This is a genomic window from Actinoplanes sp. NPDC021490 (assembly GCF_055562135.1).
In genome coordinates this window covers 1-24,030 of sequence record NZ_JBVHFW010000017.1, presented here as the reverse complement: position 1 = coordinate 24,030, position 24,030 = coordinate 1, and the positions used below count along the sequence as shown (strand labels likewise).

Sequence of the window (24,030 nt, the reverse complement as noted above, 5' to 3'; positions counted from 1 at the left end):
AGGTCGACGATGTCGGAGATCCGGGCGCCACGCGGCGCGGCGTACACGGCGAAGGGCTGGCCGCAGGAGGCCGCCAAGCGGATGCTGATGAACAACCTCGACCCGGATGTGGCCGAGCGCCCCGAGGACCTGGTGGTCTATGGCGGCACCGGCCGGGCCGCGCGGGACTGGCCGTCCTACCACGCGATCGTGCGCGAGCTCGACGAGCTCAAGGGCGACGAGACGCTGCTGGTGCAGTCGGGCCGGCCGGTGGGCGTGTTCCAGACCCACGAGTGGGCGCCGAGGGTGCTGATCGCCAACTCCAACCTCGTCGGCGACTGGGCGACCTGGCCCGAGTTCCGCCGTCTGGAGAACCTGGGCCTGACCATGTACGGCCAGATGACCGCCGGCTCGTGGATCTACATCGGCACCCAGGGCATCCTGCAGGGCACGTACGAGACGTTCGCAGCGGTCGCCGAGAAGCGGTTCAACGGCACGCTGGCCGGCACGCTGACCCTGACCGGCGGCTGCGGCGGCATGGGCGGCGCGCAGCCGCTCGCGGTGACCATGAACGGCGGTGTCTGCCTGATCGTCGACATCGACGAGACCCGCCTGCGCCGCCGGGTCGAGACCCGCTACCTGGACGAGATCGCCGGTGACCTGGACGACGCCCTGGCCCGCGCGGAGAAGGCGAAGCGGGAGAAGCGCGCGGTCTCCATCGGCGTGGTCGGCAACGCGGCGCTGGTGTTCGGCGAGATCCTCACCCGGGGCGTCGAGGTCGACATCGTCACCGACCAGACCAGCGCCCACGACCCCCTGTCGTACGTGCCGGTCGGTGTCGAGCTCGCCGACGCCGCCGAATACGCGCGCACCAAGCCCGAGGAGTTCACCGACCGGTCCCGGGCCAGCATGGCCAAGCAGGTCGCGGCCATGGTCGGGTTCATGGACGCGGGCGCCGAGGTGTTCGACTACGGCAACTCGATCCGCGGCGAGGCCAAGCTGGCCGGTTTCGAGCGCGCCTTCGAGTTCCCCGGCTTTGTCCCGGCGTACATCCGGCCGCTCTTCGCCGAGGGAAAGGGTCCCTTCCGCTGGGCCGCGCTCTCGGGTGACCCGGCCGACATCGCCGCCACCGACAAGGCCGTGCTCGATCTGTTCCCCGAGCACGAGTCGCTGGCCCGCTGGATGAAGATGGCCGAGGAGCGGGTCGCGTTCCAGGGCCTGCCCGCGCGGATCTGCTGGCTCGGCTACGGCGAGCGGGACAAGGCCGGCGTGCGCTTCAACGACATGGTGGCCCGGGGCGAGCTCAAGGCTCCCCTGGTGATCGGCCGCGACCATCTCGACTCGGGTTCGGTCGCCTCGCCGTACCGGGAGACCGAGTCGATGCTCGACGGCTCCGACGCGATCGCCGACTGGCCGCTGCTGAACGCGCTGCTCAACACGGCCAGCGGGGCGAGCTGGGTGTCGATCCACCACGGCGGCGGCGTGGGCATCGGGCGTTCCATCCACGCGGGCCAGGTCTGCGTGGCCGACGGCACCGACCTGGCCGGGCAGAAGATCGCGCGGGTGCTCACCAACGACCCGGGCACGGGCGTGATGCGGCACGTCGACGCGGGCTACGAGTCCGAGGCGGCCGCCGGTGTCCACATCCCCATGCGAAGGGACTCTCAGTGACGGCCACGTTCGCCGAGCTCTGGAACGGGATCGCGCCGATCGGGCGGGTCCGCAACAACGGCTACCTGCGGTACGCGCTGGAGGAGCCCGAACTGGTGCTGCGCGACTGGTTCCGCAACCAGGCCGCGCGCCGCGACATGCCGGTCACCGACGACGGCAACGGCAACCTGTTCGCCTGGTGGGGTGACCAGTGGGGCCACGACGCGGTGCTCACCGGCTCGCACTTCGACTCGGTGCCGCACGGCGGGGGCTTCGACGGGCCGCTCGGCATCGTCAGCGGCTTCCTCGCCGTCGACGAGCTGCGCCGCCGCGGGCACGTGCCGCGCCGGCCGATCGCCGTGGTCGCCTTCGTCGAGGAGGAGGGCGGCCGGTTCGGCGTACCGTGCCTGGGGTCGCGGCTTCTGTCCGGGGCGATCGAGCCCTCGCAGGCGGCCGCGCTCAAGGACCGTGAGGGCATCACGTTCGGCGAGGCGCTCGGTGACACGCCGGCCGGACGGCTGCCCGGGCTGAGCGGCCGGATCGGCGCGCTGGTCGAGTTGCACATCGAGCAGGGCCGCGTGCTCGACGTGCCGGTCGGGGTGGCCAGCGCGATCTGGCCGCACGGGCGCTGGCGTTTCGACTTCACCGGGCACGGCGACCATGCGGGCACCACCCGGATGGCCGACCGGCGTGACCCGATGCTGACCTTCGCGTACACGGTGCTGGCGGCCAACAAGGAGGCCCGGCTCAACGGCGCGCACGCGACGATGGCCCGGGTCGAGGTCGAGCCGAACGCCACCAACGCGATTCCTTCCCTCGTACGCGGCTGGCTGGACGCGCGGGCGGCCGAGACCGGCACGCTCGACACGATGGTCGAGGCGATCCTCAAACGGGCGCACGAGCGGGCCGGCCGCGACGGGGTCGAGGTGGCGGTGACGTCCGAGTCGTTCAGCGCCGAGGTGACGTTCGAGACGTCGCTGGCCGCGCGGATCGCCGAGCTGCTGGGCGGCGCCCCGATCCTGCCGACCGGCGCCGGTCACGACGCGGGTGTGCTGTCGGCGCACGTGCCGACGGCGATGCTGTTCGTGCGGAACCCGACGGGTGTCTCGCACTCCCCCGCCGAGCACGCCGACGAGGCCGACTGTGTGGAAGGCATCGGCGCGCTCGCAAGGGTGCTGGGCGACCTCACATGACGGTTTATTTCGCCCCGTACGCCTGGACGGGCGGAGCGGTCGCCCGAGGGGTTCGCATCGAGGTGGCCGACGGAATCATCACGGCCGTCGGCTCCCCCGATCCGTCCACCACGCCCGCATCCGGGGCGGTCACGACTCTGCCGGGGCTGGTCCTGCCCGGCTTCGCCAACGCCCACTCGCACGCCTTCCACCGCGCGCTGCGAGGGCGGACGCACGCCGGCGGCGGCAGTTTCTGGACCTGGCGCGACCTGATGTACGAGGTCGCCGGCCGCCTCGACCCGGACAGCTACTTCGCCCTGGCCAAGGCCGTCTACGCCGAGATGGCCCTGGCCGGCGTCACCGCGGTCGGCGAGTTCCACTATCTGCACCACGGCCCGGACGGCACGCCCTACGCCGACCCGAACGCGATGGGCCACGCGCTGATCGCCGCCGCGGCCGACGCCGGGATCCGGATCACGCTGCTGGACACGCTCTATCTGACCGCCGGCGTGGACGGGAAGCCGCTGGAGGGCGTGCAGCGGCGGTTCGGCGACGGCGATCTCGACGGCTGGTCGGCGCGGGTCTCGGCCCTGCGTGCCACCGGATCGGCCCGGATCGGAGCGGCGCTGCACTCGGTGCGGGCCGTCCCGGCCCAGTTCATGTCGGCGTTCGCCGACCGCACCGACGGACAGCCCGTTCATGTGCACCTTTCCGAGCAGAGAGCGGAGAACGAGCAATGCCGGGCGGTGCACGGCTGCACGCCGACCGAACTGCTCGAGGCCCACGATGTCTGGCGACCCATGACGGCGGCCGTCCACGCCACGCACCTCACCGACCGCGACATCGACATTCTTGGTGGTCACCACGTGTGCTTCTGCCCGACGACCGAGCGGGACCTGGCCGACGGCATCGGACCTGCGCGACGGCTTTCCGACGCGGGCGCCCGGCTGAGTCTGGGTAGCGACAGTCACGCCGTGATCGACCAGTTCGAGGAGCTGCGCGCGCTGGAGATGAACGACCGGCTCGCCACCGAGCAGCGCGGCCGTTTCACCCCGGCCGATCTGATCGCGGCGGCGGCCAACCACGCGTCGATCGGCTGGTCCGACGCGGGCGAGATCGCCGTGGGCAAGCGGGCCGACTTCGTCTGCGTGCGTCTGGACAGCGTCCGTACGGCCGGAGCGGACCCGGCCCAGGCCGTGCTCGCGGCGACGGCGGCCGACATCAGCCACGTGATCGCGGACGGCCGCCTGATCGTCGAGGACGGCCGCCACACGAGCATCGACGCGCCGGACGCGCTCACCCGGACGATCGCCGCGCTCCTCGGGGCCGGCGCATGAGCATTCTGATCGACAACATCGGCGAGCTCGTCACCAACGACGAGGACCAGGGTGCGGGCCTGCTCGGCCTCCGCCGGGACGCCGCGATCGTGATCGAGGGTGATCGCATCGCGTGGATCGGCCCGGACGCGCAGAAACCGCCGGCCGATTCGCGCATCGACGCGCAACAACGCGCAGTACTGCCCGGTTTCGTGGACAGCCACGCTCATCTGATGTTCGCCGGCGACCGGGCGGCCGAGTTCGGCGCGCGCATGGCCGGCGAGCCGTACACCGGCGGCGGCATCCGGACCACCATGGCGGCGACCCGCGCCGCGAGCGACGAGGAGCTGCTGGCCAACGCGAGCCGGCTGGCCGCCGAGGCCCGGCGGCAGGGCACGACCACGATCGAGATCAAGAGCGGGTACGGCCTGAACGTCCCCGACGAGGCCCGGTCGCTGCGGCTGGCCTCGCGGCTGACGACCGAGACGACGTTCCTCGGCGCGCACGTCGTTCCGCCGGGACACGACCCGGACGCCTACGTCGACCTGGTCAAGGGGGAGATGCTCGACGCCTGTGCCCCGTACGCGAAATGGGCCGATGTCTTCTGTGACCGCGGCGCGTTCGACGGTGACCAGGCGCGCGCGATCCTGCAGGCCGCCGCGGGCCGGGGGCTGCAACTGCGGGTGCACGCCAATCAGCTGGTGGCGGGTCCGGGCGTACGGCTGGCCGTGGAACTGGACGCGGCGAGCGCCGACCACTGCACCCATCTCAGTGACGCCGACGTGACCGCCTTGTCCGGGTCGGACACCGTGGCCACCCTGCTGCCGGGGGCCGAGTTCTCGACCCGCTCGCCCTACCCCGACGCCCGCCGGCTGGTCGACGCCAGGGTCGCGGTCGCGCTGGCCACCGACTGCAACCCGGGCTCGTCGTACACGTCGTCGATGCCGTTCTGCATCGCGCTGGCCGTCCGGGACATGCGGATGACCCCGGCCGAAGCGGTGCACGCGGCGACGGCCGGCGGCGCGCGGGCCCTGCGCCGCGACGACATCGGACGGCTGCGCCCCGGCGCGCGGGCCGACCTGACGGTGCTCGACGCGCCGTCCCACCTTCACCTGGCCTACCGGCCCGGCGTCCCCCTGATCAGCACTGTTCTGCACAACGGAGTGCCCCAATGATCGTCACTGTTCAACCCACCGGCGTCACCCCCGCCGATGTGCTCGCGGTCGCCCGCGGCGACGCCCGCGTCGAGATCGCCCCCGAGACCGTCACCGCCATGGCCACGAGCCGGGCGATCGTCGACAACATCGAAGCCTCCGGCAAGCCCGTGTACGGCGTGTCGACCGGCTTCGGCGCGCTGGCCAACACCTCGATCGCCCCGGAACGCCGGGCCGAGCTGCAGCACGCGCTCATCCGTTCGCACGCGGCCGGCATCGGCGCGCACATGCCGCGCGAAGTGGTGCGCGCGATGATGCTCCTCCGGCTGCGGTCACTCGCGCTCGGCCGCTCGGGGGTGCGCCCGGTGCTCGCGCAGGGCCTGGCCGACCTGCTCAACCACGACATCACGCCGTGGGTGCCCGAGCACGGCTCGCTGGGCGCGTCGGGCGACCTGGCCCCGCTGGCCCACTGCGCGATCGTGCTGCTCGGCGAGGGCTGGGTGCTCGGCAAGGACGGCGCCCGGATCGCCGCCGCCGAGGCGCTGCACGGGGCCGGGCTGCGGCCGCTCGAGCTGGCCGCCAAGGAGGGGCTGGCCCTTATCAACGGCACCGACGGCATGCTCGGCATGCTGCTGCTGGCCATCGACGACGCCGCGCACCTGTTCGCGATGGCCGACGTGACCGCGGCGCTGGCGATCGAGGCGATGCTCGGTTCCGAGCGTCCGTTCCTGCCCGAACTGCACGAGATCCGGCCGCACCCCGGACAGACCGCGTCGGCCGCGAACATCCGCAAGCTGCTGCAGCACTCGCCGATCATGGATTCGCACCGGGACGACCTGGCCCACGCGGTGCAGGACGCGTACTCGATGCGCTGCGCCCCGCAGGTGGCCGGCGCGGCCCGGGACACCCTGGACTTCGTCCGCACGGTGGCCGCCCGCGAACTGGTCTCGGTCGTGGACAACCCGGTCGTGCTGCCCGACGGCCGGGTCGAGTCGACCGGCAACTTCCACGGCGCCCCGCTCGGATTCGCCGCCGACTTCCTCGCCATCGCGGCGGCCGAGGTGGGCGCGATCGCCGAGCGCCGCGTCGACCGGCTGCTCGACGTCACCCGCAACCGCGACCTGCCGCCGTTCCTCTCCCCCGACGCCGGGGTGAACTCGGGCCTGATGATCGCCCAGTACACCGCGGCCGGGATCGTGGCCGAGAACCGCCGCCTGGCCTCGCCCGCCTCGGTCGACTCGCTGCCCACCAGCGGCATGCAGGAGGACCACGTCTCGATGGGCTGGGCCGCGACCAAGAAGCTGCGCACGGTGCTCGACAACCTGACCAGCCTGCTGGCCGTCGAGCTGATTTCGGCCGTACGGGGTCTGCAGCTGCGCTCGCCCCTGACGCCCTCCCCGGCCGGCCGCGCGGCCATCGACGCCCTGGAACCCGCCGCCGGTCGTCCCGGCCCCGACCTGTTCCTGGCCCCGGCGCTCGAGGCGGCCCGCGCGATCGTCATCGGCCGCGAGCTGCGCAAGCGGATCGAGGACACCATCGGAGCGCTGTTGTAGCTAGCCTGCCACTGTGGACGACCGTGCAGTGGTGATCGGGTCGAGCATGGCCGGGCTGGCCGCGGCCCGCGTGCTCAGTGAGCGATACGCGCGGGTGACCGTGCTCGACCGGGACACGTTGCCCGGCGACGCGACGCCGCGCCGGGGCGTCCCGCAGGGCGCGGCGCCGCACATCCTGCTGGTCTCCGGCCGCCTCGAGCTGGCCGCGCTGTTCCCCGGCCTCGAGCAGGAGCTGGTCGAGGTGGGCGGCTCCCGGTTCGACACCGGTCTGGGCCTGTGCACCTACCGGCTCGGGCGGCGCTGGCCGGCCGCACCCACCGGCATGGACCTGGTGTCGGTCAGTCGTCCGCAGCTCGAGGCCGTGCTGCGGCGCCGCGTGACCGCGCTGCCCGGGGTGGAGGTGCGTGACCGGGTCGCGGTGTCCGGCCTGACCGGGTCGGCGGCCGGAGTCACCGGCGTCGTCCTCGACACCGGCGAGACCCTCGAGGCCGAGCTGGTGGCCGACTGCAGCGGCCGCGGCGCCCGCTCCGACCGGTGGCTGGCCGCGCTCGGCCTGCCCGCGCCGGATCCGCTCGAGGTGAAGGTCGGCGTGGCCTACTCGACCCGGATCTATCGTCGCCGCCCGGGCGACCTGCCCGGCTGGGAGGCCGCCTTCGTGCTGCCGACCGCACCCCAGGAACGGATGGCCGGTCTGGTGCTGCCGATCGAGGGCGACCGGTGGCTGATCGGGATCGGCGGGTGGCATCTGGCCGACCCGCCGGCCGACGCCGAGTCGCTGGAACGGCACGCGCGGGAGCTGCCCGACCCGGTCGTGGCCGAGGTGATGAGCCGGGCCGAACCGCTCGGCGACCCGGTGGTGTCCCGGTTCCCGTCCAGCCGGCGGCGCCTCTTCGAGCGGCTGGAGTCGCCCCCGGCCGGCTACGTGGCGGTGGGTGACGCCGTGTGCAGCTTCAACCCGATCTACGGCCAGGGGATGACCTGCGCCGCCATGTCCGCGGCGGCCCTGGGCGGCACGCTCGACCGGCACGATCGGCAGGCCACCTCGGCCATGGCCCGCGACTACTACGGCCGGGTGGCCGAGATCGTGAAGACGCCGTGGCAGTTCGCGGTGGGCGGCGACTTCGTCTATCCGCAGACGACCGGACCGCGGCCCCGGGCGATCCGGCTGCGGAACTGGTATTCGCGGCGGATCGCGTACGCCTCGCAGATCGACGCCGACATCAACCGCGCGTTCGCGCGGGTCCAGCACCTGGTCGACCCGCCGTCGGTGCTCACCCGGCCGGAATTTACGTTGCGCGTCCTGCGGAAGGCGCGGGAACGTCTCCGTTCATGAGCGACTACGACTTCGAGGCGATGCAGCGGCGGTGGCGAGGAGTCTGGGAGTCGCTCGGCCTTTTCGCTGCCGGCGCCACGGACGGTCCCCGTCGCTCGCTCGTCGACATGTTCGCCTATCCGTCCGGTGACCTGCACATGGGGCACGCCGAGGCGTACGCGCTGGGTGACGCCGTGGCGCGCTTCTGGATCCAGCAGGGCTACGACGTGCTGCACCCGGTGGGGTGGGACTCGTTCGGGCTGCCGGCCGAGAACGCGGCGATCCGGCGGGGCACACACCCGGCCGACTGGACGTACGCGAACATCGAGACGCAGGCGGAGTCGTTCCGGCGGTACGCGACCTCGGTCGACTGGCGGACGCGGCTGCACACCAGCGACCCGTCCTACTACCGCTGGACGCAATGGCTGTTCCTGCGGTTCCTCGAACGCGACCTGGCCGTGCGGCGGCGGGCGGCGGTCAACTGGTGCCCGGTCGACCGCACGGTGCTGGCCAACGAGCAGGTGATCGCCGGTCGGTGCGAGCGGTGCGGCTCGGCGGTGACCAAGCGCGAGCTGACCCAGTGGTTCCTGACCATCACGGCGTACGCGGAACAGCTCCTCGACGACATGGCCGAGCTGGAGGGGCACTGGCCGGCGCCGGTGCTGACGATGCAGCGCAACTGGATCGGCCGGTCGACGGGCGCCTACCTGGACTTCGGCCCGTTCGAGGTGTTCACCACCCGCCCCGACACGGTCTTCGGGGCGACGTTCCTGGTGGTGGCGCCCGATTCCCCGCCGGCATCGTCGCTGTGCTCGGCCGGGCAGCGTCCCGAGTTCGAGGCCCACGTTTCCCGCGTACGGGCCATGTCCGAAATCGATCGCACGGCGGCCGGACGCGCCCCGAGCGGCGTCTTCCTGGGCGCCTACGGCCGGCATCCGTTCACCGGCGAGCCGCTGCCGATCTGGGCCGCCGACTACGTGCTGGCCGGCTACGGCACCGGCGCGATCATGGCCGTGCCCGCGCACGACCAGCGCGATCTGGAGTTCGCCCGGGCCTACGATCTGCCCGTACGCCCGGTGGCCGGCCCCGCCCCGGAGTCGATCGCGACACCGGACTTCCTGGACGGGCTGGACCGCGAGGCGGCCGCGGCCCGGGTCGTCGCCGAGGCCGAGGCGCGCGGTGTCGGCCGGGGTGGCGTGACCTACCGGCTGCGGGACTGGCTGGTGTCGCGGCAGCGGTTCTGGGGCTGCCCGATCCCGGTTGTGCACTGCGGAACGTGCGGAACAGTGCCGGTGCCCGACGACCAACTGCCGGTGCTGCTGCCCGACCTGCGCGGGGACGCCCTCGCCCCCGGCGACGTGTCGCCCCTGGCCGCGGCCCGCGACTGGGTGGAGGTCGACTGCCCGCGCTGCGGCGGGCCGGCCGAACGCGACACCGACACGATGGACACGTTCGTCGATTCGTCGTGGTACTTCCTGAGGTACTGCTCCCCGGCGTACGAGGAAGGGCCGTTCGATCCCGCGGCCGTGCGGCGATGGATGCCGGTCGACCAGTATGTGGGCGGTTCCGAGCATGCCGTGCTGCACCTGCTGTACGTCCGGTTCTTCACGAAGGTGCTGCGTGACCTGGAGCTGATCGATTTCGGGGAGCCGTTCCGGCGGCTGATGACGCAGGGGCACGTGATCCTGAACGGCGCCGCGATGAGCAAGTCCAAGGGCAACATGGTCGACCTGAGCGAGCAGATCGACACGTACGGCGTCGACGCGGTCCGGCTGACCATGGTGTTCGCCGGTCCGCCGGAGGACGACATCGACTGGGCCGACCTGTCACCGGCGGGATCCGTACGCTTCCTGAGCCGCGCCTTGCGCCTGGCCTCCGACGTGGGCGCGTCCGTGGCCACCGGCCCGGGCCACGATCGTCTGCGCCGCACCACTCATCGGCTGCTGCGCGTGATCACCGAGCTGATGGAGGAGCGCCGGCTCAACGTGGTCGTGGCCCGCGCGATGGAACTGGCCAACGCGGCCCGCCGGGCGATCGACGACGGGCTGACCTCCGACCCGGCCGTACGCGAGGCGGTCGAGGCCCTCACCGTGGTGTTGTCGCTGTTCGCGCCATACACGGCGGAAGAGATGTGGGCGCGCCTGGGCCATTCGCCCGGGGTGGCCCGGGCCGGATGGCCGGCGATTGACCCCCTGCTGGCCGCCGAACAGACGGTGATCTGCGCGTTGCAGGTGAACGGCAAGCTGCGCGACCGCCTGGAGGTGCCGGCCGACATCACCTCCGACGACCTGATCGCGCTGGCCCTGGCCTCCCCCGCGGCCGCCGGGTGCACGGTGACCCGCACGATCGTGCGGCCGCCGCAGCTGGTCAACCTGGTGGTCAGCGGTCCTTGACGGTGATGCCGAGGGTGTGTGCGAGCCCGGCGGCCGACTCCATCAGCTGATTGCTGTCGATGACGGCGCCGCGCAGCGAGTCCCACCCCTCGGCCACGTCGAGCGTGCGCGCGCCGCGCAGGTCGAGCTTCTTGACCGTGGCCGCGGTGAAGCGGGCCCGCCGGATCGACGAGCCGGGAAACGTCACGCCGACCAGCGTGGCCTGCCCGAAGTCGACCTCCGAGAGGTCGCAGTCGCGGAACTCCACGTCCTGCAGCCGCGAACCCCGCAGATTCAGGCTGTCGATCTTGCAGTCGCGCACCACGACCCGGCGCCACTGCGACGCGTACGCCTGCACGCCCGCGAGCACCCCGTCGAGAATCGACACGTTGATCAGGTCGGTCTCGGCCCAGGTGCCGCCGATCCACCGGCTCTTCGAGATCCACACATCGTTCAGGCGTACGTGCCCGAAGTCGCCGCCGGTGAAGGTGACCGAGGTGAAGGCGCTCTCGGAGAAGCGGGAGCCGCTCGCCCCCGCCTCGTCGAACTCGGCGCCGTCGATGTGCACCTCGGTGTGGTCACCGTCCCGCCCGAGTTCCTCGTCCCAGGGGCGCAGATGTTGGGCGTACGGGAGGTCGTGGAGGCTTTCCATGAGGCGCATCGTAGGCCTCACGCAACCGTGAACGGACAGCCGCCGGGGGCCCGGACACGACATAGCCCGCACGCCGCCGGGGACAGACAGCTGCCGGCGTAGCTCGTGGTCTCGTGCGGCCGGGGCGATCCGGTGGTCTACGAACGCGACATAGACCTCACGCGGCCGAGGACTCCCACGGGCAGTCGACGGACCGGGGCTCGACCACGACATATGTCGCCGTCTCGGCGGCGGCCGGAGTGGTGGTGGAGGCGCCGCCGATCGGCTTGGCCGCGAACACGACGGACAACGCAACGAGCACCGTGGCCGCAAAGAGCGCGGCGAACCTCAGCTGCATGACTTCCCCCAGTTGCTCTCGGCCCGGCCTCCAATACTCCCACTTTCAACAAAGACGCGCTCGTTGACAAATGGGGGGCCCCTCCGTTTAAGGTGATCACGAAACGGGGTGGTGCCCCATTTTATCCTGAGGAGGACCGGATGAGCGAGTCCGTAGTGCTGGTGACCGGCGCAAGCAGTGGGTTCGGGCGGCTGACAGCGGAGGCGCTGGCCCGGCGCGGACACACGGTTTTCGCCGGTTTGCGCGATGTGGCGGGACGAAACGCCCAGGCCGCCGCCGAGCTCAGCGCCCTTTCCCACCAAATCGCCCAGCCCGCAGCCCCTTCCGAACAAAACGCCCGGGCTGCAGCCGAGCTGAGCGCCCCTTCCGGCGGGTCTCTCCGCGTCGTCGAGCTGGACGTCACCGACCAGTCCTCGGCCGACCGGGCGGTGACCGAGATCATGGCCGTGGCCGGCCGGATCGACGTCGTCGTCAACAACGCCGGGATGATCTTCCCCGGGCCGCTCGAGGCGTTCACCGCCGAGGAGGCGCAGCGGCAGTTCGACGTCAACGTGCTGGGCGCGCTGCGCGTGAACCGGGCCGCCCTGCCGCACCTGCGCGACCGGGGCCGCGGCCTGCTGATCCAGATCGGTTCGCTGGCCGGCCTGGTGACGACGCCGTTCACCGGCCTCTACGCGGCCAGCAAATCCGCCCTCGAAAGCCTGACCGAGGCGTGGCGGCACGAGCTGGCGCCGTACGGGATCGAGTCGGTGATCATCGACGCCGCGTCCTACCCGACCAGCATCGGCCTCAACGCCGCGATGCCGGCCGACACCGCCCGGCTGGGCGTCTACGGCGAGGCGTTCGGCGCCTTCACCAACGCGATCGTCCAGCGCTCGGCCCAGACCGGCGGCGATCCGGCCGAGGTGGCCGACGCGGTGGTGAAGCTGGTCGAGAGCGACGACCGCCCGCACCGGACGGTGGTCGCCCCGGCCGGCCAGTTCGAACCGGCACAAACCTTGAGCCGCGCCTCGGCCGAGGCCGCCGAGCAGCTGGGGACCGCCATGGGGGTGGCCGCTTTCATGACCCACTAGGCTCCGGGGCGTGGGAGGAGCCAGCCGACCGATGCGGGCCGACGCCCGGCGCAACTACGAGCAGATCCTGGCCGCGGCCGAGGCCGAGGTGGCCCGCGCGGGCGCCGAGGCCTCGCTGGAGGAGATCGCTCGCCGGGCCGGGGTCGGCTCGGCCACCCTGCATCGTCACTTCCCGAGCCGGCAGGCCCTGCTCGAGGCGGTCTTCCACGACCGCGTAGTGGCCCTGTGCGACCAGGCACGCGAGCTGGCCGCCACGGTGAGCACCACCGCCCCGGCCGGGGCGAGCGACCGGAACGCGAAGAACGACGAGGCGGCCGCCGGGCAGGCGCTGACCGGCTGGCTGCGTTCGCTCGCCTCCTACGGCGCCGTCACGCGGGGACTGGCCAAGTCGCTGCTCGGCGGCACCCACACTGCCGCCGTCGGCACCTGCGAGGCCATGCTGGTCGAGGCCGGCGACCAGTTGCTGCGCCCGGCCCAGGCCGCCGGGGCGGTGCGCCCCGAGGTGACCATCATCGACCTGCTCACGCTGGTCAACGCCGTCTCCCTGGCCACCGAGGGCAGCCCCGACGCCGACGCCGAGGCGGCCCGCCTGGTAACGCTGGCCCTCGACGGCATCCGCCCCCACGCCTGACCTCGCATCCGCGCACTACCGCGGATGAGCCCAAGCGCACTCCCGCTCCGCGCACGCCCGCGGGGTCAGCCCAGGCGCACGCCCGCGGGTCAGCCCACGCGCACGCCCGCGGATCAGCCCACGCGCACTCCCGCTCCGCGTGCTTCCGCGGATTGGCCTGCGCGACAATCGGGCCGGCCTTAGTTCGTCACCTCTCGGGCGATGACCTTGGAGAGCTCGCGGAACGCCTTGCCCCGGTGGCTGATCGCATCCTTCTCGGCCGGCGACAGCTCGGCATTGGTTCTGTTCTGGCCATCGCCCTGGAAGATCGGGTCGTAGCCGAACCCGCCCTCGCCCCGGCGCGCGCGCAGAATGCGGCCCGCCTGGCGCCCCTCGACCAGATGCTCGCGGCCGTTGGGCAGCACGAGCGCCGCCGCGCACACGAACGCGCCACCCCGCTGCTCGTCGGAGACATCGGAGATCTGGGCCAGCACGAGGTCGAGATTGGCCTCGTCGTCGCCGTGGCGGCCGGACCAGCGGGCGCTGAACACCCCGGGCATGCCGTTGAGGGCGTCGACCGCGAGGCCGGAATCGTCGGCCACCGTGGGCAGGCCGGTGCGCTTGGCCCCCTCGCGCGCCTTGATCAGCGCATTTTCCCCGAAGGTCAGCCCGGTCTCGGGCACGTCGGGATAGCCCTCGAAATTGGCCAGCCCGACCAGCTCGATGCGGTTGGTGCCGAGCGACGAGTCGAGGATGCGCTGAAGCTCGACCAGCTTCTTCTTGTTCGCCGTGGCGAGCAGCAGCTTGGCGCTCATGATGCCAACGCCTTCTGCTGTGCGGCGGCCAGCTCGGCGGTGCCGACGAGGGCGAGGTCGAGCAGCGCGTCCATCTGGTCGCGGCGGAAGACGCCGTTCTCCCCCGTGCCCTGCACCTCGACGAAGTCGCCGTCGCCGGTGCACACCACGTTCATGTCGACCTCGGCCGCGACGTCCTCGAGATACATCAGGTCGAGGCGGGGCTCGCCCTCGACGATGCCCACGCTGACCGCCTGAATCGACCGGTGCATGACCTTTTCCACCTTGCCGGCCAGCGACTTGCGTCCGGCCAGCCAGCCCACCGCGTCGTGCAGCGCGACGTAGGCCCCGGTGATCGCGGCCGTGCGGGTGCCGCCGTCGGCCTGCAGCACGTCGCAGTCGAGGACGATCGAGTTTTCGCCGAGCGCCTTGAGGTCGATGGCGGCGCGCAGGCTGCGGCCGATCAGGCGGGAGATCTCATGCGTGCGCCCGCCCACCTTGCCCTTGATGCTCTCGCGGTCGCCGCGCGTGTTGGTGGCGCGGGGCAGCATCGAATATTCCGCGGTGACCCAGCCGAGGCCGGAGCCCTTGCGCCAGCGCGGGACGCCCTCGGTGACGCTGGCCGTGCAGAGCACGCGCGTGTTGCCGAACTCGACGAGCACCGACCCCTCGGGGTGGATGCTCCAGTGCCGGGTCAGGGTCACCGGGCGCAGTTGGTCGGCCGAGCGGCCGTCGGGGCGTGCCATGGGAGAACCTTATTAGGCCCGGGGCCCATGCGCTGCGCCCGCCCCACCGCCTGTGGATAAGTCGGGCACCCTGTGGATAACCCGGGGCCCGTCTCAGCCCAGCGTCGGACCGGCCGGCCGGGGCACGGCCGGACGCAGCACCGCGGTCGGCCGCTGCCGCCCGGCCAGCGCCACCTCGGACAGCGCGCCGTGGGCCCGCAGGAAGCCGTCGACCGCCTGCGGCCATCCGAAGTGCTCGGCCTGGGCGCGCGCGGCCGCCCGGCGGTCGGCCTCGGGGCGCTCCATCAGCCGGCGTACGCCCTCGGCGAAGCCCTCCGGGGTGCCGGGGACGGCGACTCCACCGTCACCCACCACCTCGGGCAGGGCGCTGGTCTCGTTGACCACGACGGGCGTGCCGCAGGCCAGCGCCTCGAGCGCGGTCATGCCGAACGTCTCGACCGGGCCGGGAGCCAGCACCACGTCGGCGCTCGCCAGCAGCGCGGCCACGGCCGACCGCTCGGCGATGTGACCGGTGAACCGTACGGGCAGGCGGGCGGCGCGATAGGCCAGCGCGGCCCGCCGTACGCCGTCTCCGGCCACCGCGAGCACGGCGGGCACCTTGTCGTTGCGCAGCGCCGCGATCGTGTCCACGGCGAGCTCAGGGCGTTTCTGGCCGGAGAGCCGGCTGGCGAACGCGACCAGCAGCTCGCCGGGACGGGCGTAGCGCGCGCGGACGCTCTCGTCGCGCTTGGACGGGTGGAACCCGTCGAGGTCGACGCCGAGCGGCACCTCGGTCAGGTTGGGCACGCCCAGACGGCGGAACTCGGCCGCGGCGAACGAGGTGGTGCAGATGATCTGGTCGAAGAACTCGGCCGTACGCAGGTTGAACTTGTCGGCCACGGCGTCGCGCTTGGGCACGCCCCAGACGCCGAGCAGGCCGGCCAGGCTCTCGTGCGACACCATCACCGAGCCGACGCCACGGTTGCGGGCCCAGCCGCCGGTCCAGCGCAGGCTGGTCCGGTCGGACACCTCGAGACGGTCGGGCTCCAGCTCGTCGAGCAGCTGCGTGAGCTCGCGGCGGCCGGTCATGACCCGATATCCCCCCGTACGCGGGAGGGGTGCGCTGGGCAGCGTGATGACGCGTCCCTGCGAGGTCATCTTGTCGGACCGTTCGCGTCCGGGAACGATCAGCACCGCCTCGTGACCGGCATGCTGGTAGCCCTCACCGAGATTACGGAGAGCTGTCCGCAGGCCACCCGAATGGGCTGTCACGAAGTTGGCCAGGCGAACAATGCGCATCCAACAACTCCAAGATCACGATCCGCTGGTGCTCTCGTGCTCCGACCGTGCCCCCGCCCCGGTCTAGGGCTTAGAGATCGTAGCGGGCACCCGGACGCACGACCTCAACCGGTCCCGCAAAAGCGGCCACGGCGGCATCCACAATAGATGCCTCACTGACCCATGCGGGCACGAGATGGGTCAGCAGCAGCTTGCCGACGTCCGCCTTGGTGGCCGCCTCGCCCGCCTCACCGCCCGTGAGGTGCAGGCCAGGGGGATTGTCGGCGCCGTCAAGGTAGCTCGCCTCACACAGAAACAAATCCGCTCCGGCGGCGAGTCGGAGCAGCGGTTCGCACGGCGCGGTGTCCGAGGAGTACGCCAGAACCCGCCCGCCCTGCTCGATGCGTACGCCATAGGTCTCGATCGGATGGTTGACCCGGTCGACCGTGATCGAGAAGGGACCGATCGGAAACGTCCCCGGCTGCAGTCCGTAGAACGTGTACACATCGTCGACCGGCTCGTTGTCCTGGCTGTACGCGGCGGAGATGCGCTCGGCCGCACCCAGCGGGGCATAGACGGGCACCGGCGGCAACGGACCGGCCGGGTCGTAACGACGGACCACGATGTAAGTGCACGCGTCCAGCATGTGATCGCAGTGCAGATGCGTGAGCATGATTGCGTCGATCTTCGTCATGTCGGAGTAGCGCTGGAGCGCCGACAGCGAACCCGAGCCGAAATCGATCAGCAGCCGGAAGCCCTCAGCCTCGACGAGATAGGCGGAACACGCCGACTCGGGGCCGGGAAAACTGCCGGCACAGCCGAGAACGGTCAGTCGCATGCGGGTCCCTTTGGCTCACGCTGGGTCGAACACGCCCCGCCCGACCGGTCCGTGCTGACGTCCTCAGACCAGTCAATCACGGAGCGAAGCGTACGCCGGGACCTGCGCGCCATGTAAACGTCTGATCGATTTGTCGCTAAATCGACAACGTACATCACACCGCCCGTGACCTCGGCCATTAGCGCAATTCCCGTTACGTCCGGTGAGTCGTTTGCGTTGCACAAAGTGAGGACTTTCAAAGACGCAACAGGCGGAGGCAGCGTGACCACGGTCGAGAAGGACCGCACCACGCGCACCGAGGCGGCAGCGATCATGCCGTTCGGTGGCTGGGAGAGTACACCGGACGGGACGGATTCTCCGGAGGACGAAACTCTTTTTCGTTTTCCGGCCCCGGATGATCCGGCACCGAGCACCGTACGGGTCCTGACGATGGCGCTCTTGGCGACCGGACTCGGCCTGACCGGCATGGGTGTCGGAGTAACGGCATTGGTTACCGTCATCGGGGGCGCGGCATTCTGGTACGTGCCCACGCTCGCCCTATTCGGGCTGCTGAGTGTGGCATTGGCGGTGGGCTCGTTCCTGTCGATCCACCGCCCTGTCCTGCCCTGGCTGCTGATCGCCTGCTCAGCCGGGCCACTCGCGATCGACGTGCTGATCGCGGCGCTCTATTAGCGGTATTCCTAAGCCCAGAGCTGCCCGTCGAGGGCTTCTTCGGCGTCGTTCAGGGTGCCGCCGTACGCGCCGGTCGAAAGGTATTTCCACCCGCCGTCGCAGATGACGAAGGCCACGTCGGCGCGGCGGCCGGCCTTGACCGCCTCGTGCGCGACGGCCAGCGCGGCGTGCAGGATAGCGCCGCTGGAGAACCCGGCGAAGATGCCCTCGACCTCGACGAGCTGACGGGTGCGCAGGACGGCGTCGCGCGTGCCGACCGAGAAACGGCGGTCGAGCACGCTCGCGTCGTACAGCTCGGGCACGTAACCCTCGTCGATGTTGCGCAGCCCGTACACGAGTTCGCCGTAGCGCGGCTCGGCGGCGACGATCTGAATGCCGTCGACCTTCTCCTTGAGAAAGCGCCCGGTGCCCATCAGCGTGCCGGTGGTGCCCAGGCCGGCTACGAAATGCGTGATCGTCGGCAGGTCGTGCAGCAGCTCGGGACCGGTCGTCTCGTAGTGCGCGCGGGCGTTGGCCGGGTTGCCGTACTGGAACAGCATCTTCCAGTCGGGGTGCTCCGCGGCGATCTGCTTCGCGGTGGCGACGGCCTGGTTGGACCCGCCCGCGGCCGGCGAAAAGATGATCTCGGCGCCGTACATGCGGAGCAGCTGGATGCGCTCGGCCGACACGTTCTCGGGCATCACGCAGACCAGGCGGTAACCCCGCAGTTTGGCCACCATGGCCAGGGCGATGCCGGTGTTGCCGCTGGTCGGCTCGAGGATGGTGTCACCCGGGTGCAGGTGCCCCGACTCCTCGGCCTCGCGCACCATGAACAGCGCGGCCCGGTCCTTGATGCTGCCGGTCGGGTTGCGGTCCTCCAGCTTGGCCCACAGCCGCACCGGCGGTGCCCCATCGGGCACCGTCGGCGACAGGCGGGGCAGGCCGACGAGCGGCGTGCCCCCGCAGGCGTCCAAGAGGCTCTCGAAGCGAGCCAAGGAACTCAGCCTTCAGTCTGGTCAGGGGCGGTGGCGGGGCGGTTGGACGGGCGGCCCAGCAGGGCCGCGGCCGCGACGAAGCCCAGCGCGCCACCGGCCACGGCCGGCAGGATGGTGATCGAGTCACCGTCGTTGAGCTTGGCCTCGAGCGCGCCGAGGAAGCGGACGTCCTCGTCGTTGACGTAGACGTTGACGAACTTGTGCAGGCCGCCCTCGGGAGTGATGAGGCGTCCCTTGAGGCCCTTGTGCTGGGCGTCCAGGTTGTCGAAGAGGGCGGTCAGCGTGTCGCCGGACCCCTCGACGATCTTCGCGCCGCCGGTGTAGCTGCGCAGGATGGTGGGGATGCGAACTTCGATAGCCATGGCTGTGAGACTCCAAAAGGAAGGTCGAACTGAGGGCAGGGTCGTTCAACGAGCGGCCGAGCTGGCAGAAGCCAATTCGTCAGCGACACTCGTAGAACACCGACACCGGGCTCTGCCCGAACATGTACGACTGCACAGCGATCGCCATCACGCGTCCACCGTCGCATCCACGATGTTGATCTCTTCCTCGGTGACCACGCCGTCCACTATGCGGAACGAGCGGATCTCTTCCGAGTCCGGCTCACGTGTGGAGACGAGCAGATAGTGCGCGCCCGGCTCCCCGGCGAACGAGATGTCCGTACGCGACGGATAAGCCTCGGTGGCCGTGTGCGAGTGGTAGATCACCACCGGTTCCTCGTCGTTGTCGTCCATCTCGCGCCACACGCGCAGCTGCTCCATGGAGTCGAACTCGTAGAACGTCATCGACCGGGCCGCGTTGTCCATCGGGATGAGCCGGGTCGGCAGGTCGCTGCCGATCGGGCCCGCGACGACACCACAGGCCTCGTCGGGGTGGTCCCGGCGGGCGTGGGCGACGATCGCGTCGACGATCGCGCTGTCGATGGTCAGCACGCTGTTCACATTACCGTGAGATTTCCCGGAACCCGACGTGGCGGCTCTCACTCGATTTCGGGCAGCGCGTTGAGCAGGGACTCCTGTAGGTAGCCGAGATAGGCGTACACGCTGAGCTGGAAGACCCGGCTGGAACCGGGGTCGTGCAGCACCGCGGCGTCCAGCTCGTCGCCCAGGTCGGTGTCGGCCTGGATGTCGAGGCGGGTGCCCATAGCCAGGCGCGCGTCGTTGATCGCGCGCAGCCAGGCCTCGGCGGCCTCCCCGTCCAGCCGGACCTCGCCCTCGCCCTCGTCGGGCAGGGCGGCGAGGATCGCGCCGGCCTGATCGATCTTGCCGGTCTTGAGGTCGCCCTCGGTGTAGAGCCGGAACTCGGCCGAGTCGTCCGGCTGATCCGGATAGATGTCGGGGAAGAGCCGGCTGACGACCGGATCGGTGTGATCCATGCCGTCGGTCAGCAGGCCGACCACCTCACCGGCGACCTTGCGCAGAACGCGCACCTCGTCTACCGCGAAGGTGGCCACGCACTGGCTGCCGTTGCGTCGGAACATCTTCTCTCTCCCGCGGTGTCAATCCCGGTCCACCGTCGCCCAGAGACCGTATCCGTGCAGCTGGTTGGCGTCCATCTCCATGCGCTCGCGCGCACCGGAGCTGACCACCGCCCGGCCCTTGTTGTGCACGTCGAGCATCAGGGCCTCGGCCTTCTCTTTCGAGTAGCCGAATATCTTCTGAAAAACCCAGGTCACGTACGACATGAGGTTGACCGGATCATCCCAGACGATCGTGACCCAGGGACGATCATCGGCGGGTGCCTCCTCGATCTCGGGGCTCTCGATGGGAGCGACCTGTGGCAGCGCCATGCCCACCATGGTGCCACCGGTTACGCCGCATCGGTGAACCGGAACGCTGATCCGCAGGTCACGCCGCGGTTCGTAAGGGGCCGCCGGGCGCAATAGGGTGGGTTCGTGAACTCCTTCGCCCCTGCGCTGATGACCGATCAGTACGAGCTGACCATGATCAGCGCCGCCCTCCAGGACGGCACGGCCGACCGGCAGTGCGTGTTCGAAGTCTTCGCCCGCCGCCTGCCCGGCGGCCGGCGCTACGGCGTGGTGGCCGGCCCGGGCCGCCTGATCGAACTCATCCGGGACTTCCGCTTCGGCGCGGCCGAGATCGACTTCCTGCGCGGAGCGGGCATCGTCGACGAGACGACCGCGAAGTGGCTGGCCGACTATCGCTTCTCGGGCGACATCGACGGTTACGCGGAGGGCGAGCTCTTCTTCCCGGGCTCGCCGATCATGACGATCTCCGGCACGTTCGCCGAGTGCGTGGTGCTCGAGACGCTGATCCTGTCGGTGCTCAACCACGACAGCGCGGTGGCGGCGGGGGCGGCCCGCATGGTGACCGCGGCGCGGGGCCGGCCGATCATCGAGATGGGCTCCCGGCGTACGCACGAGGAGTCGGCCGTCGCCGCTGCCCGGGCCGCCTATCTGGCCGGGTTCGCGTCGACCTCCAACCTGGCCGCGGGGGCGCTCTACGGCATACCCACGACCGGCACCTCGGCCCACGCGTTCACGCTGCTGCACGACAACGAGCCGGCCGCGTTCGCCTCCCAGGTGGCCGCGCTCGGCAAGAACACCACCCTGCTGGTCGACACGTACGACATCGGTCAGGGCATCCGCAACGCGATCGCGGTGGCCGGGCCCGACCTGCGCGCCGTCCGCATCGACTCCGGCGACCTGTCGGTGCTGGCCCAGCACTCGCGCGAGCTGCTCGACTCGCTCGGCGCGACCGAGACCAAGATCGTCGTCTCCGGCGACATGGACGAGTACGCGATCGCCACGCTGGCCGCCGAGCCCGTCGACATGTACGGCGCGGGCACCGCGGTCGTCACCGGGTCGGGCGCGCCCACCGCGGGCCTGGTCTACAAGCTCGTCGAGGTCGAGGGGCGCCCGGTGGTCAAGCGCTCGGAGAACAAGGCGACGGTGGGCGGGCGCAAGACGGCCGTACGCCGGCACAAGCCCACGGGCACGGCGACCGAAGAGATCGTGGTGTCGCAGGGTGTGCCCGACCACTCCCCCAACGACCGGCTCCTGCAGCACTCGTACATCGCCGGCGGCGAGGTGGCCGAGCTGCCCACCCTGGCCGAATCCCGCGAGCACCTGCGCCAGTGCCTGATCTCGATACCGTGGGAGGGCCTGAAGCTCTCGGCCGGCGACCCGGCCATCCCCGTCACCATCGTCCCGACCGTTTAGGGGTTTGTCCCGTGACACGAGCGCTGATCATCGTCGACGTTCAGAACGACTTCTGTGAGGGTGGCTCGCTGGCCGTCACCGGCGGCGCCGCCGTGGCCGCGGGCATCTCGCTGGTGCTGGGCAAGGCCGGTGAGCGGTGGGACCACGTGGTCGCCACCAAGGACTGGCACATCGACCCGGGCAACCACTTCAGCGACCACCCGGACTATCTCGACACCTGGCCGGCGCACTGCGTGGTCGGCTCGTCGGGCGCCGATTTCCACCCCGAGCTGGCCACCGACCGGGTCGAGGCGGTCTTCCACAAGGGCGAGCACAAGGCGGCGTACTCGGGCTTCGAAGGTCACACCGAGAACGGCGAAACCCTGGCCTCCTGGCTGCGCGAGCGAGATGTGACCGAAGTCGAACTGGTGGGCATCGCAACCGACCATTGCGTACGCGCGACCGCGCTGGACGCCAAGTCCGAAGGGTTCGCGACAACGGTGTTGCTGGAGCTCACGGCCGGGGTCGCGGCCGGGACGACGGCGGCCGCGCTCGAGGAGTTCCGCACCGCGTCGATCGAAACGACCGGGGCGCCGGTCGTGTCGTCCTGATTCTGCCTGATCAAGTAGTTGGTTTTTTGTCGTACCCCCGGGGCAGGATGATGCCCCGGAGGTCAGGATCGAAATGCGGCTCAAGCCTTACCGTGACACGCTCGCTCTGCCCGGCATCAAGTCACTGCTGGCGGTGGCGACGCTGGCGCGCATCCCCATCGCGGCCGGCGCCGTCGTGCTCACCCTGCACGTGGTCACCGACCTCGAGCGGGGTTACGGCGCGGCCGGGCTGATCGGCGCGGCGTTCACGATCGGCGGCTCGGTCGGCGCGCCCGTCATGGGCCGGCTGATCGACCGGCGCGGGCTGCGGCTCGTGCTCGTGCTGACCACCGTGGCCGAGGTCCTGTTCTGGTCGCTGGCCCAGGCCGCGCCCTACTGGACCTTGCTGGTCATGGCCCTGATCGGCGGGTTCCTGGCGCTGCCGGCGTTCTCGGTGTCCCGCCAGTCGATCAGCGCGCTGACGCCCGAGGCCCAGCGCCTGCCCGCGTTCGCCCTCGACTCGATCTCCACCGAGCTGTCGTTCATGGCCGGCCCCGCGCTGGGCGTGCTGGTCGCCACGACGGCCGGTGGCCGCTGGGCGATGCTCATGCTGGCCGCCGGCATCCTGCTCTCCGGGGTCGGCCTGTGGCTGCTCAACCCGCCGATCCGGGCCGCACACGAGGCGCCGATCACCGCGGGCCAGCGCGTCCCCCGGCGCAGCTGGCTGGGCCCGCGCTTCGTCGCCGTCCTGCTCGTGACCATGGCCGCGACGCTGGTGCTCTCGGGCACCGACGTGGCCCTGGTGGCCGTGCTGCGTGGCCATGGCGAGCTGGGCTGGAGCGGCCTGGTGATGTCGCTGTGGGCGTTCTATTCGCTGCTGGGCGGCTTCGCCTACGGCACGATGCAGCGCTCCTTCCCGCCCGTGCTCATCCTCGCCCCGCTGGCCGTCGCCACCATGCTGGTCGGCCTGGGCCACGCCCACTGGTGGCTGATCGCCCTGCTCCTCATCCCGGCCGGCGCCCTCTGCGCCCCCTTGATCACCGCCACCGCCGACGCCATCAGCCGCATGATCCCCGCCGCCGCCCGAGGCGAGGCCATGGGCCTGCACAACTCGGCCCTCACGGTCGGCGTCGCCCTGGGCGGCCCCTTGGCCGGCTTCACCGCCGACACCTTCTCTCCACCGTGGGGTTTCGTCACAGTCGGCGGCGCCGGCGTCCTGATCGCCCTCCTGGTCCTCCCCACCGAACTACGCCGCCGCCGTTCCGACGCCGCCGCCCTCCCCACCGCAGCGCCCTCACCCACCGCCGTGCCCTCACCCAGCGTGGTGCCCTCGCCCAGCGCCGTGCCCTCGCCCAGCGTGGTGCCCTCGCCCGGCGCGGCGCCCTCCAGCGCGGTGCCTTCCCCAGCCGCGGCGTCCTCGTCGGCCGCGGTGGCCTCGCCCAGCGCGGTGTCCTCCAGCGCGGCGCCCTCCGCCACCGAAGCGCCTGCCGCTCCCTCGGTGCCCGCTCCCTCGGTGCCCGCTCCCTTGGTGCCCACCGCCAGCACCGGAACATCAGGCGCCGCAGAACCCGCCCGCGCCGCCGCAGTCTTCCCAGCCGTCGACTCCCTCACCGCCGGCAACCCGATCCCTCACCAGCCCACCGCACCCGGCGGCCCCCATTCCGACGCGCCGGGCCACGGAGACAGCCTCCCAGCCGGTCGCCCCTGACCACCGGGTCGTTCCGAGGGTGAGCTCGGAGATCGCCTCCTGTTCCACCTCTCCCACCGCCGGCAAGTCGGGCACCGTGCACCGGCGCGTACGCCGCCCGCGGGGGGGGCC

Annotated in this window: 22 protein-coding genes and 2 pseudogenes; 13 read left to right on the top strand and 11 right to left on the bottom strand. The window is 71.3% G+C overall.

Annotated features, from left to right (window positions below):
* Positions 1 to 9: 9 nt before the first annotated feature.
* Genes hutU through leuS form a run of 7 tightly spaced genes read left to right on the top strand, consistent with a single transcriptional unit; the run spans position 10 to position 10,529 of the window.
* Positions 10 to 1,650 carry a urocanate hydratase gene (hutU, locus tag ACZ3I4_RS35120; RefSeq protein WP_465386393.1) on the top strand — a complete coding sequence of 547 codons (1,641 nt, stop codon included), beginning with the start codon at positions 10 to 12 and terminating at the stop codon, positions 1,648 to 1,650.
* Entirely contained in the window at positions 1,647 to 2,822 is a 1,176-nt protein-coding gene (locus ACZ3I4_RS35115) for an allantoate amidohydrolase (RefSeq protein WP_465386392.1), read from the top strand. Before hutU ends, ACZ3I4_RS35115 begins: the two co-directional genes overlap by 4 nt.
* Positions 2,819 to 4,138 carry a formimidoylglutamate deiminase gene (locus ACZ3I4_RS35110; protein ID WP_465386391.1) on the top strand — a complete coding sequence of 440 codons (1,320 nt, stop codon included), beginning with the start codon at positions 2,819 to 2,821 and terminating at the stop codon, positions 4,136 to 4,138. Before ACZ3I4_RS35115 ends, ACZ3I4_RS35110 begins: the two co-directional genes overlap by 4 nt.
* A complete protein-coding gene (gene hutI / locus ACZ3I4_RS35105; protein ID WP_465386390.1) occupies positions 4,135 to 5,292 on the top strand; it encodes an imidazolonepropionase in 1,158 nt (385 codons plus the stop codon). The genes ACZ3I4_RS35110 and hutI overlap by 4 nt, the downstream gene beginning before the upstream one ends.
* Positions 5,289 to 6,824, top strand: a complete 1,536-nt coding sequence (gene hutH, locus ACZ3I4_RS35100; protein WP_465386389.1) for a histidine ammonia-lyase — start codon at positions 5,289 to 5,291, stop codon at positions 6,822 to 6,824. The genes hutI and hutH overlap by 4 nt, the downstream gene beginning before the upstream one ends.
* Before the next feature lie 13 nt (positions 6,825 to 6,837).
* Entirely contained in the window at positions 6,838 to 8,157 is a 1,320-nt protein-coding gene (locus tag ACZ3I4_RS35095; protein WP_465386388.1) for an NAD(P)/FAD-dependent oxidoreductase, read from the top strand.
* Positions 8,154 to 10,529 (top strand): leucine--tRNA ligase, encoded by a 2,376-nt coding sequence (gene leuS / locus ACZ3I4_RS35090; RefSeq protein ID WP_465386387.1) that lies wholly within the window; start codon positions 8,154 to 8,156, stop codon positions 10,527 to 10,529. Before ACZ3I4_RS35095 ends, leuS begins: the two co-directional genes overlap by 4 nt.
* Here the strand turns inward: leuS and ACZ3I4_RS35085 are convergent.
* A complete protein-coding gene (locus ACZ3I4_RS35085; protein ID WP_465386386.1) occupies positions 10,516 to 11,160 on the bottom strand; it encodes a pentapeptide repeat-containing protein in 645 nt (214 codons plus the stop codon). The two genes, leuS and ACZ3I4_RS35085, sit on opposite strands and share 14 nt — an antisense overlap.
* 157 nt (positions 11,161 to 11,317) lie before the next feature.
* Entirely contained in the window at positions 11,318 to 11,497 is a 180-nt protein-coding gene (locus ACZ3I4_RS35080) for a hypothetical protein (RefSeq protein WP_465386385.1), read from the bottom strand.
* Positions 11,498 to 11,637: 140 nt separating this feature from the next.
* On the opposite strand from ACZ3I4_RS35080, the gene ACZ3I4_RS35075 reads away from it, so the two are divergent.
* Both ACZ3I4_RS35075 and ACZ3I4_RS35070 read left to right on the top strand, forming a co-directional pair.
* Entirely contained in the window at positions 11,638 to 12,570 is a 933-nt protein-coding gene (locus ACZ3I4_RS35075) for an SDR family oxidoreductase (RefSeq protein WP_465386384.1), read from the top strand.
* Between the two features lie 31 nt (positions 12,571 to 12,601).
* Complete coding sequence (locus tag ACZ3I4_RS35070; RefSeq protein WP_465386383.1) at positions 12,602 to 13,201, top strand: helix-turn-helix domain-containing protein; 600 nt, start codon at positions 12,602 to 12,604, stop codon at positions 13,199 to 13,201.
* Between the two features lie 179 nt (positions 13,202 to 13,380).
* Here ACZ3I4_RS35070 and rdgB read toward each other — a convergent pair whose 3' ends face one another.
* The 4 genes from rdgB to ACZ3I4_RS35050 form a co-directional block, all read right to left on the bottom strand.
* Entirely contained in the window at positions 13,381 to 13,995 is a 615-nt protein-coding gene (gene rdgB, locus ACZ3I4_RS35065; RefSeq protein WP_465386382.1) for an RdgB/HAM1 family non-canonical purine NTP pyrophosphatase, read from the bottom strand.
* Positions 13,992 to 14,720 carry a ribonuclease PH gene (rph, locus tag ACZ3I4_RS35060; protein ID WP_465386381.1) on the bottom strand — a complete coding sequence of 243 codons (729 nt, stop codon included), beginning with the start codon at positions 14,718 to 14,720 and terminating at the stop codon, positions 13,992 to 13,994. The genes rdgB and rph overlap by 4 nt, the downstream gene beginning before the upstream one ends.
* Before the next feature lie 93 nt (positions 14,721 to 14,813).
* Complete coding sequence (locus ACZ3I4_RS35055; protein ID WP_465386380.1) at positions 14,814 to 15,998, bottom strand: glycosyltransferase; 1,185 nt, start codon at positions 15,996 to 15,998, stop codon at positions 14,814 to 14,816.
* Between the two features lie 70 nt (positions 15,999 to 16,068).
* On the bottom strand, positions 16,069 to 16,815 hold the full coding sequence (locus ACZ3I4_RS35050; protein WP_465386379.1) for an MBL fold metallo-hydrolase: 747 nt from the start codon (positions 16,813 to 16,815) through the stop codon (positions 16,069 to 16,071).
* A 261-nt stretch (positions 16,816 to 17,076) separates the two neighbouring features.
* On the opposite strand from ACZ3I4_RS35050, the gene ACZ3I4_RS35045 reads away from it, so the two are divergent.
* Positions 17,077 to 17,487: a hypothetical protein gene (locus tag ACZ3I4_RS35045; RefSeq protein ID WP_465386378.1), complete on the top strand. Its 411-nt coding sequence runs from the start codon at positions 17,077 to 17,079 to the stop codon at positions 17,485 to 17,487.
* An 8-nt stretch (positions 17,488 to 17,495) separates the two neighbouring features.
* Here the strand turns inward: ACZ3I4_RS35045 and ACZ3I4_RS35040 are convergent, their stop codons facing one another.
* The 5 genes and pseudogenes from ACZ3I4_RS35040 to clpS form a co-directional block, all read right to left on the bottom strand.
* Positions 17,496 to 18,461, bottom strand: coding sequence for a PLP-dependent cysteine synthase family protein (locus ACZ3I4_RS35040; protein WP_465386377.1), 966 nt, complete (start codon positions 18,459 to 18,461; stop codon positions 17,496 to 17,498).
* Positions 18,462 to 18,466: 5 nt separating this feature from the next.
* Entirely contained in the window at positions 18,467 to 18,823 is a 357-nt protein-coding gene (locus ACZ3I4_RS35035) for a MoaD/ThiS family protein (protein WP_465386376.1), read from the bottom strand.
* A 79-nt stretch (positions 18,824 to 18,902) separates the two neighbouring features.
* Positions 18,903 to 19,393 (bottom strand): annotated as a pseudogene (locus ACZ3I4_RS35030) (M67 family metallopeptidase).
* A 47-nt stretch (positions 19,394 to 19,440) separates the two neighbouring features.
* Positions 19,441 to 19,941, bottom strand: a complete 501-nt coding sequence (locus ACZ3I4_RS35025; protein ID WP_465386375.1) for a DUF2017 domain-containing protein — start codon at positions 19,939 to 19,941, stop codon at positions 19,441 to 19,443.
* 18 nt (positions 19,942 to 19,959) lie between these two features.
* Positions 19,960 to 20,250: an ATP-dependent Clp protease adapter ClpS gene (gene clpS / locus ACZ3I4_RS35020; RefSeq protein WP_267567274.1), complete on the bottom strand. Its 291-nt coding sequence runs from the start codon at positions 20,248 to 20,250 to the stop codon at positions 19,960 to 19,962.
* Between the two features lie 105 nt (positions 20,251 to 20,355).
* On the opposite strand from clpS, the gene ACZ3I4_RS35015 reads away from it, so the two are divergent.
* The 3 genes and pseudogenes from ACZ3I4_RS35015 to ACZ3I4_RS35005 all read left to right on the top strand — a co-directional run.
* The gene (locus ACZ3I4_RS35015) at positions 20,356 to 21,642 is read left to right on the top strand and encodes a nicotinate phosphoribosyltransferase (RefSeq protein WP_465386374.1); all 1,287 of its coding nucleotides are present in this window, start codon (positions 20,356 to 20,358) and stop codon (positions 21,640 to 21,642) included.
* An 11-nt stretch (positions 21,643 to 21,653) separates the two neighbouring features.
* Entirely contained in the window at positions 21,654 to 22,232 is a 579-nt protein-coding gene (locus ACZ3I4_RS35010; protein ID WP_465386373.1) for an isochorismatase family protein, read from the top strand.
* Positions 22,233 to 22,305: 73 nt separating this feature from the next.
* A pseudogene (locus ACZ3I4_RS35005) lies at positions 22,306 to 23,511 on the top strand (MFS transporter); the annotation flags it as partial.
* Positions 23,512 to 24,030 lie beyond the last annotated feature (519 nt).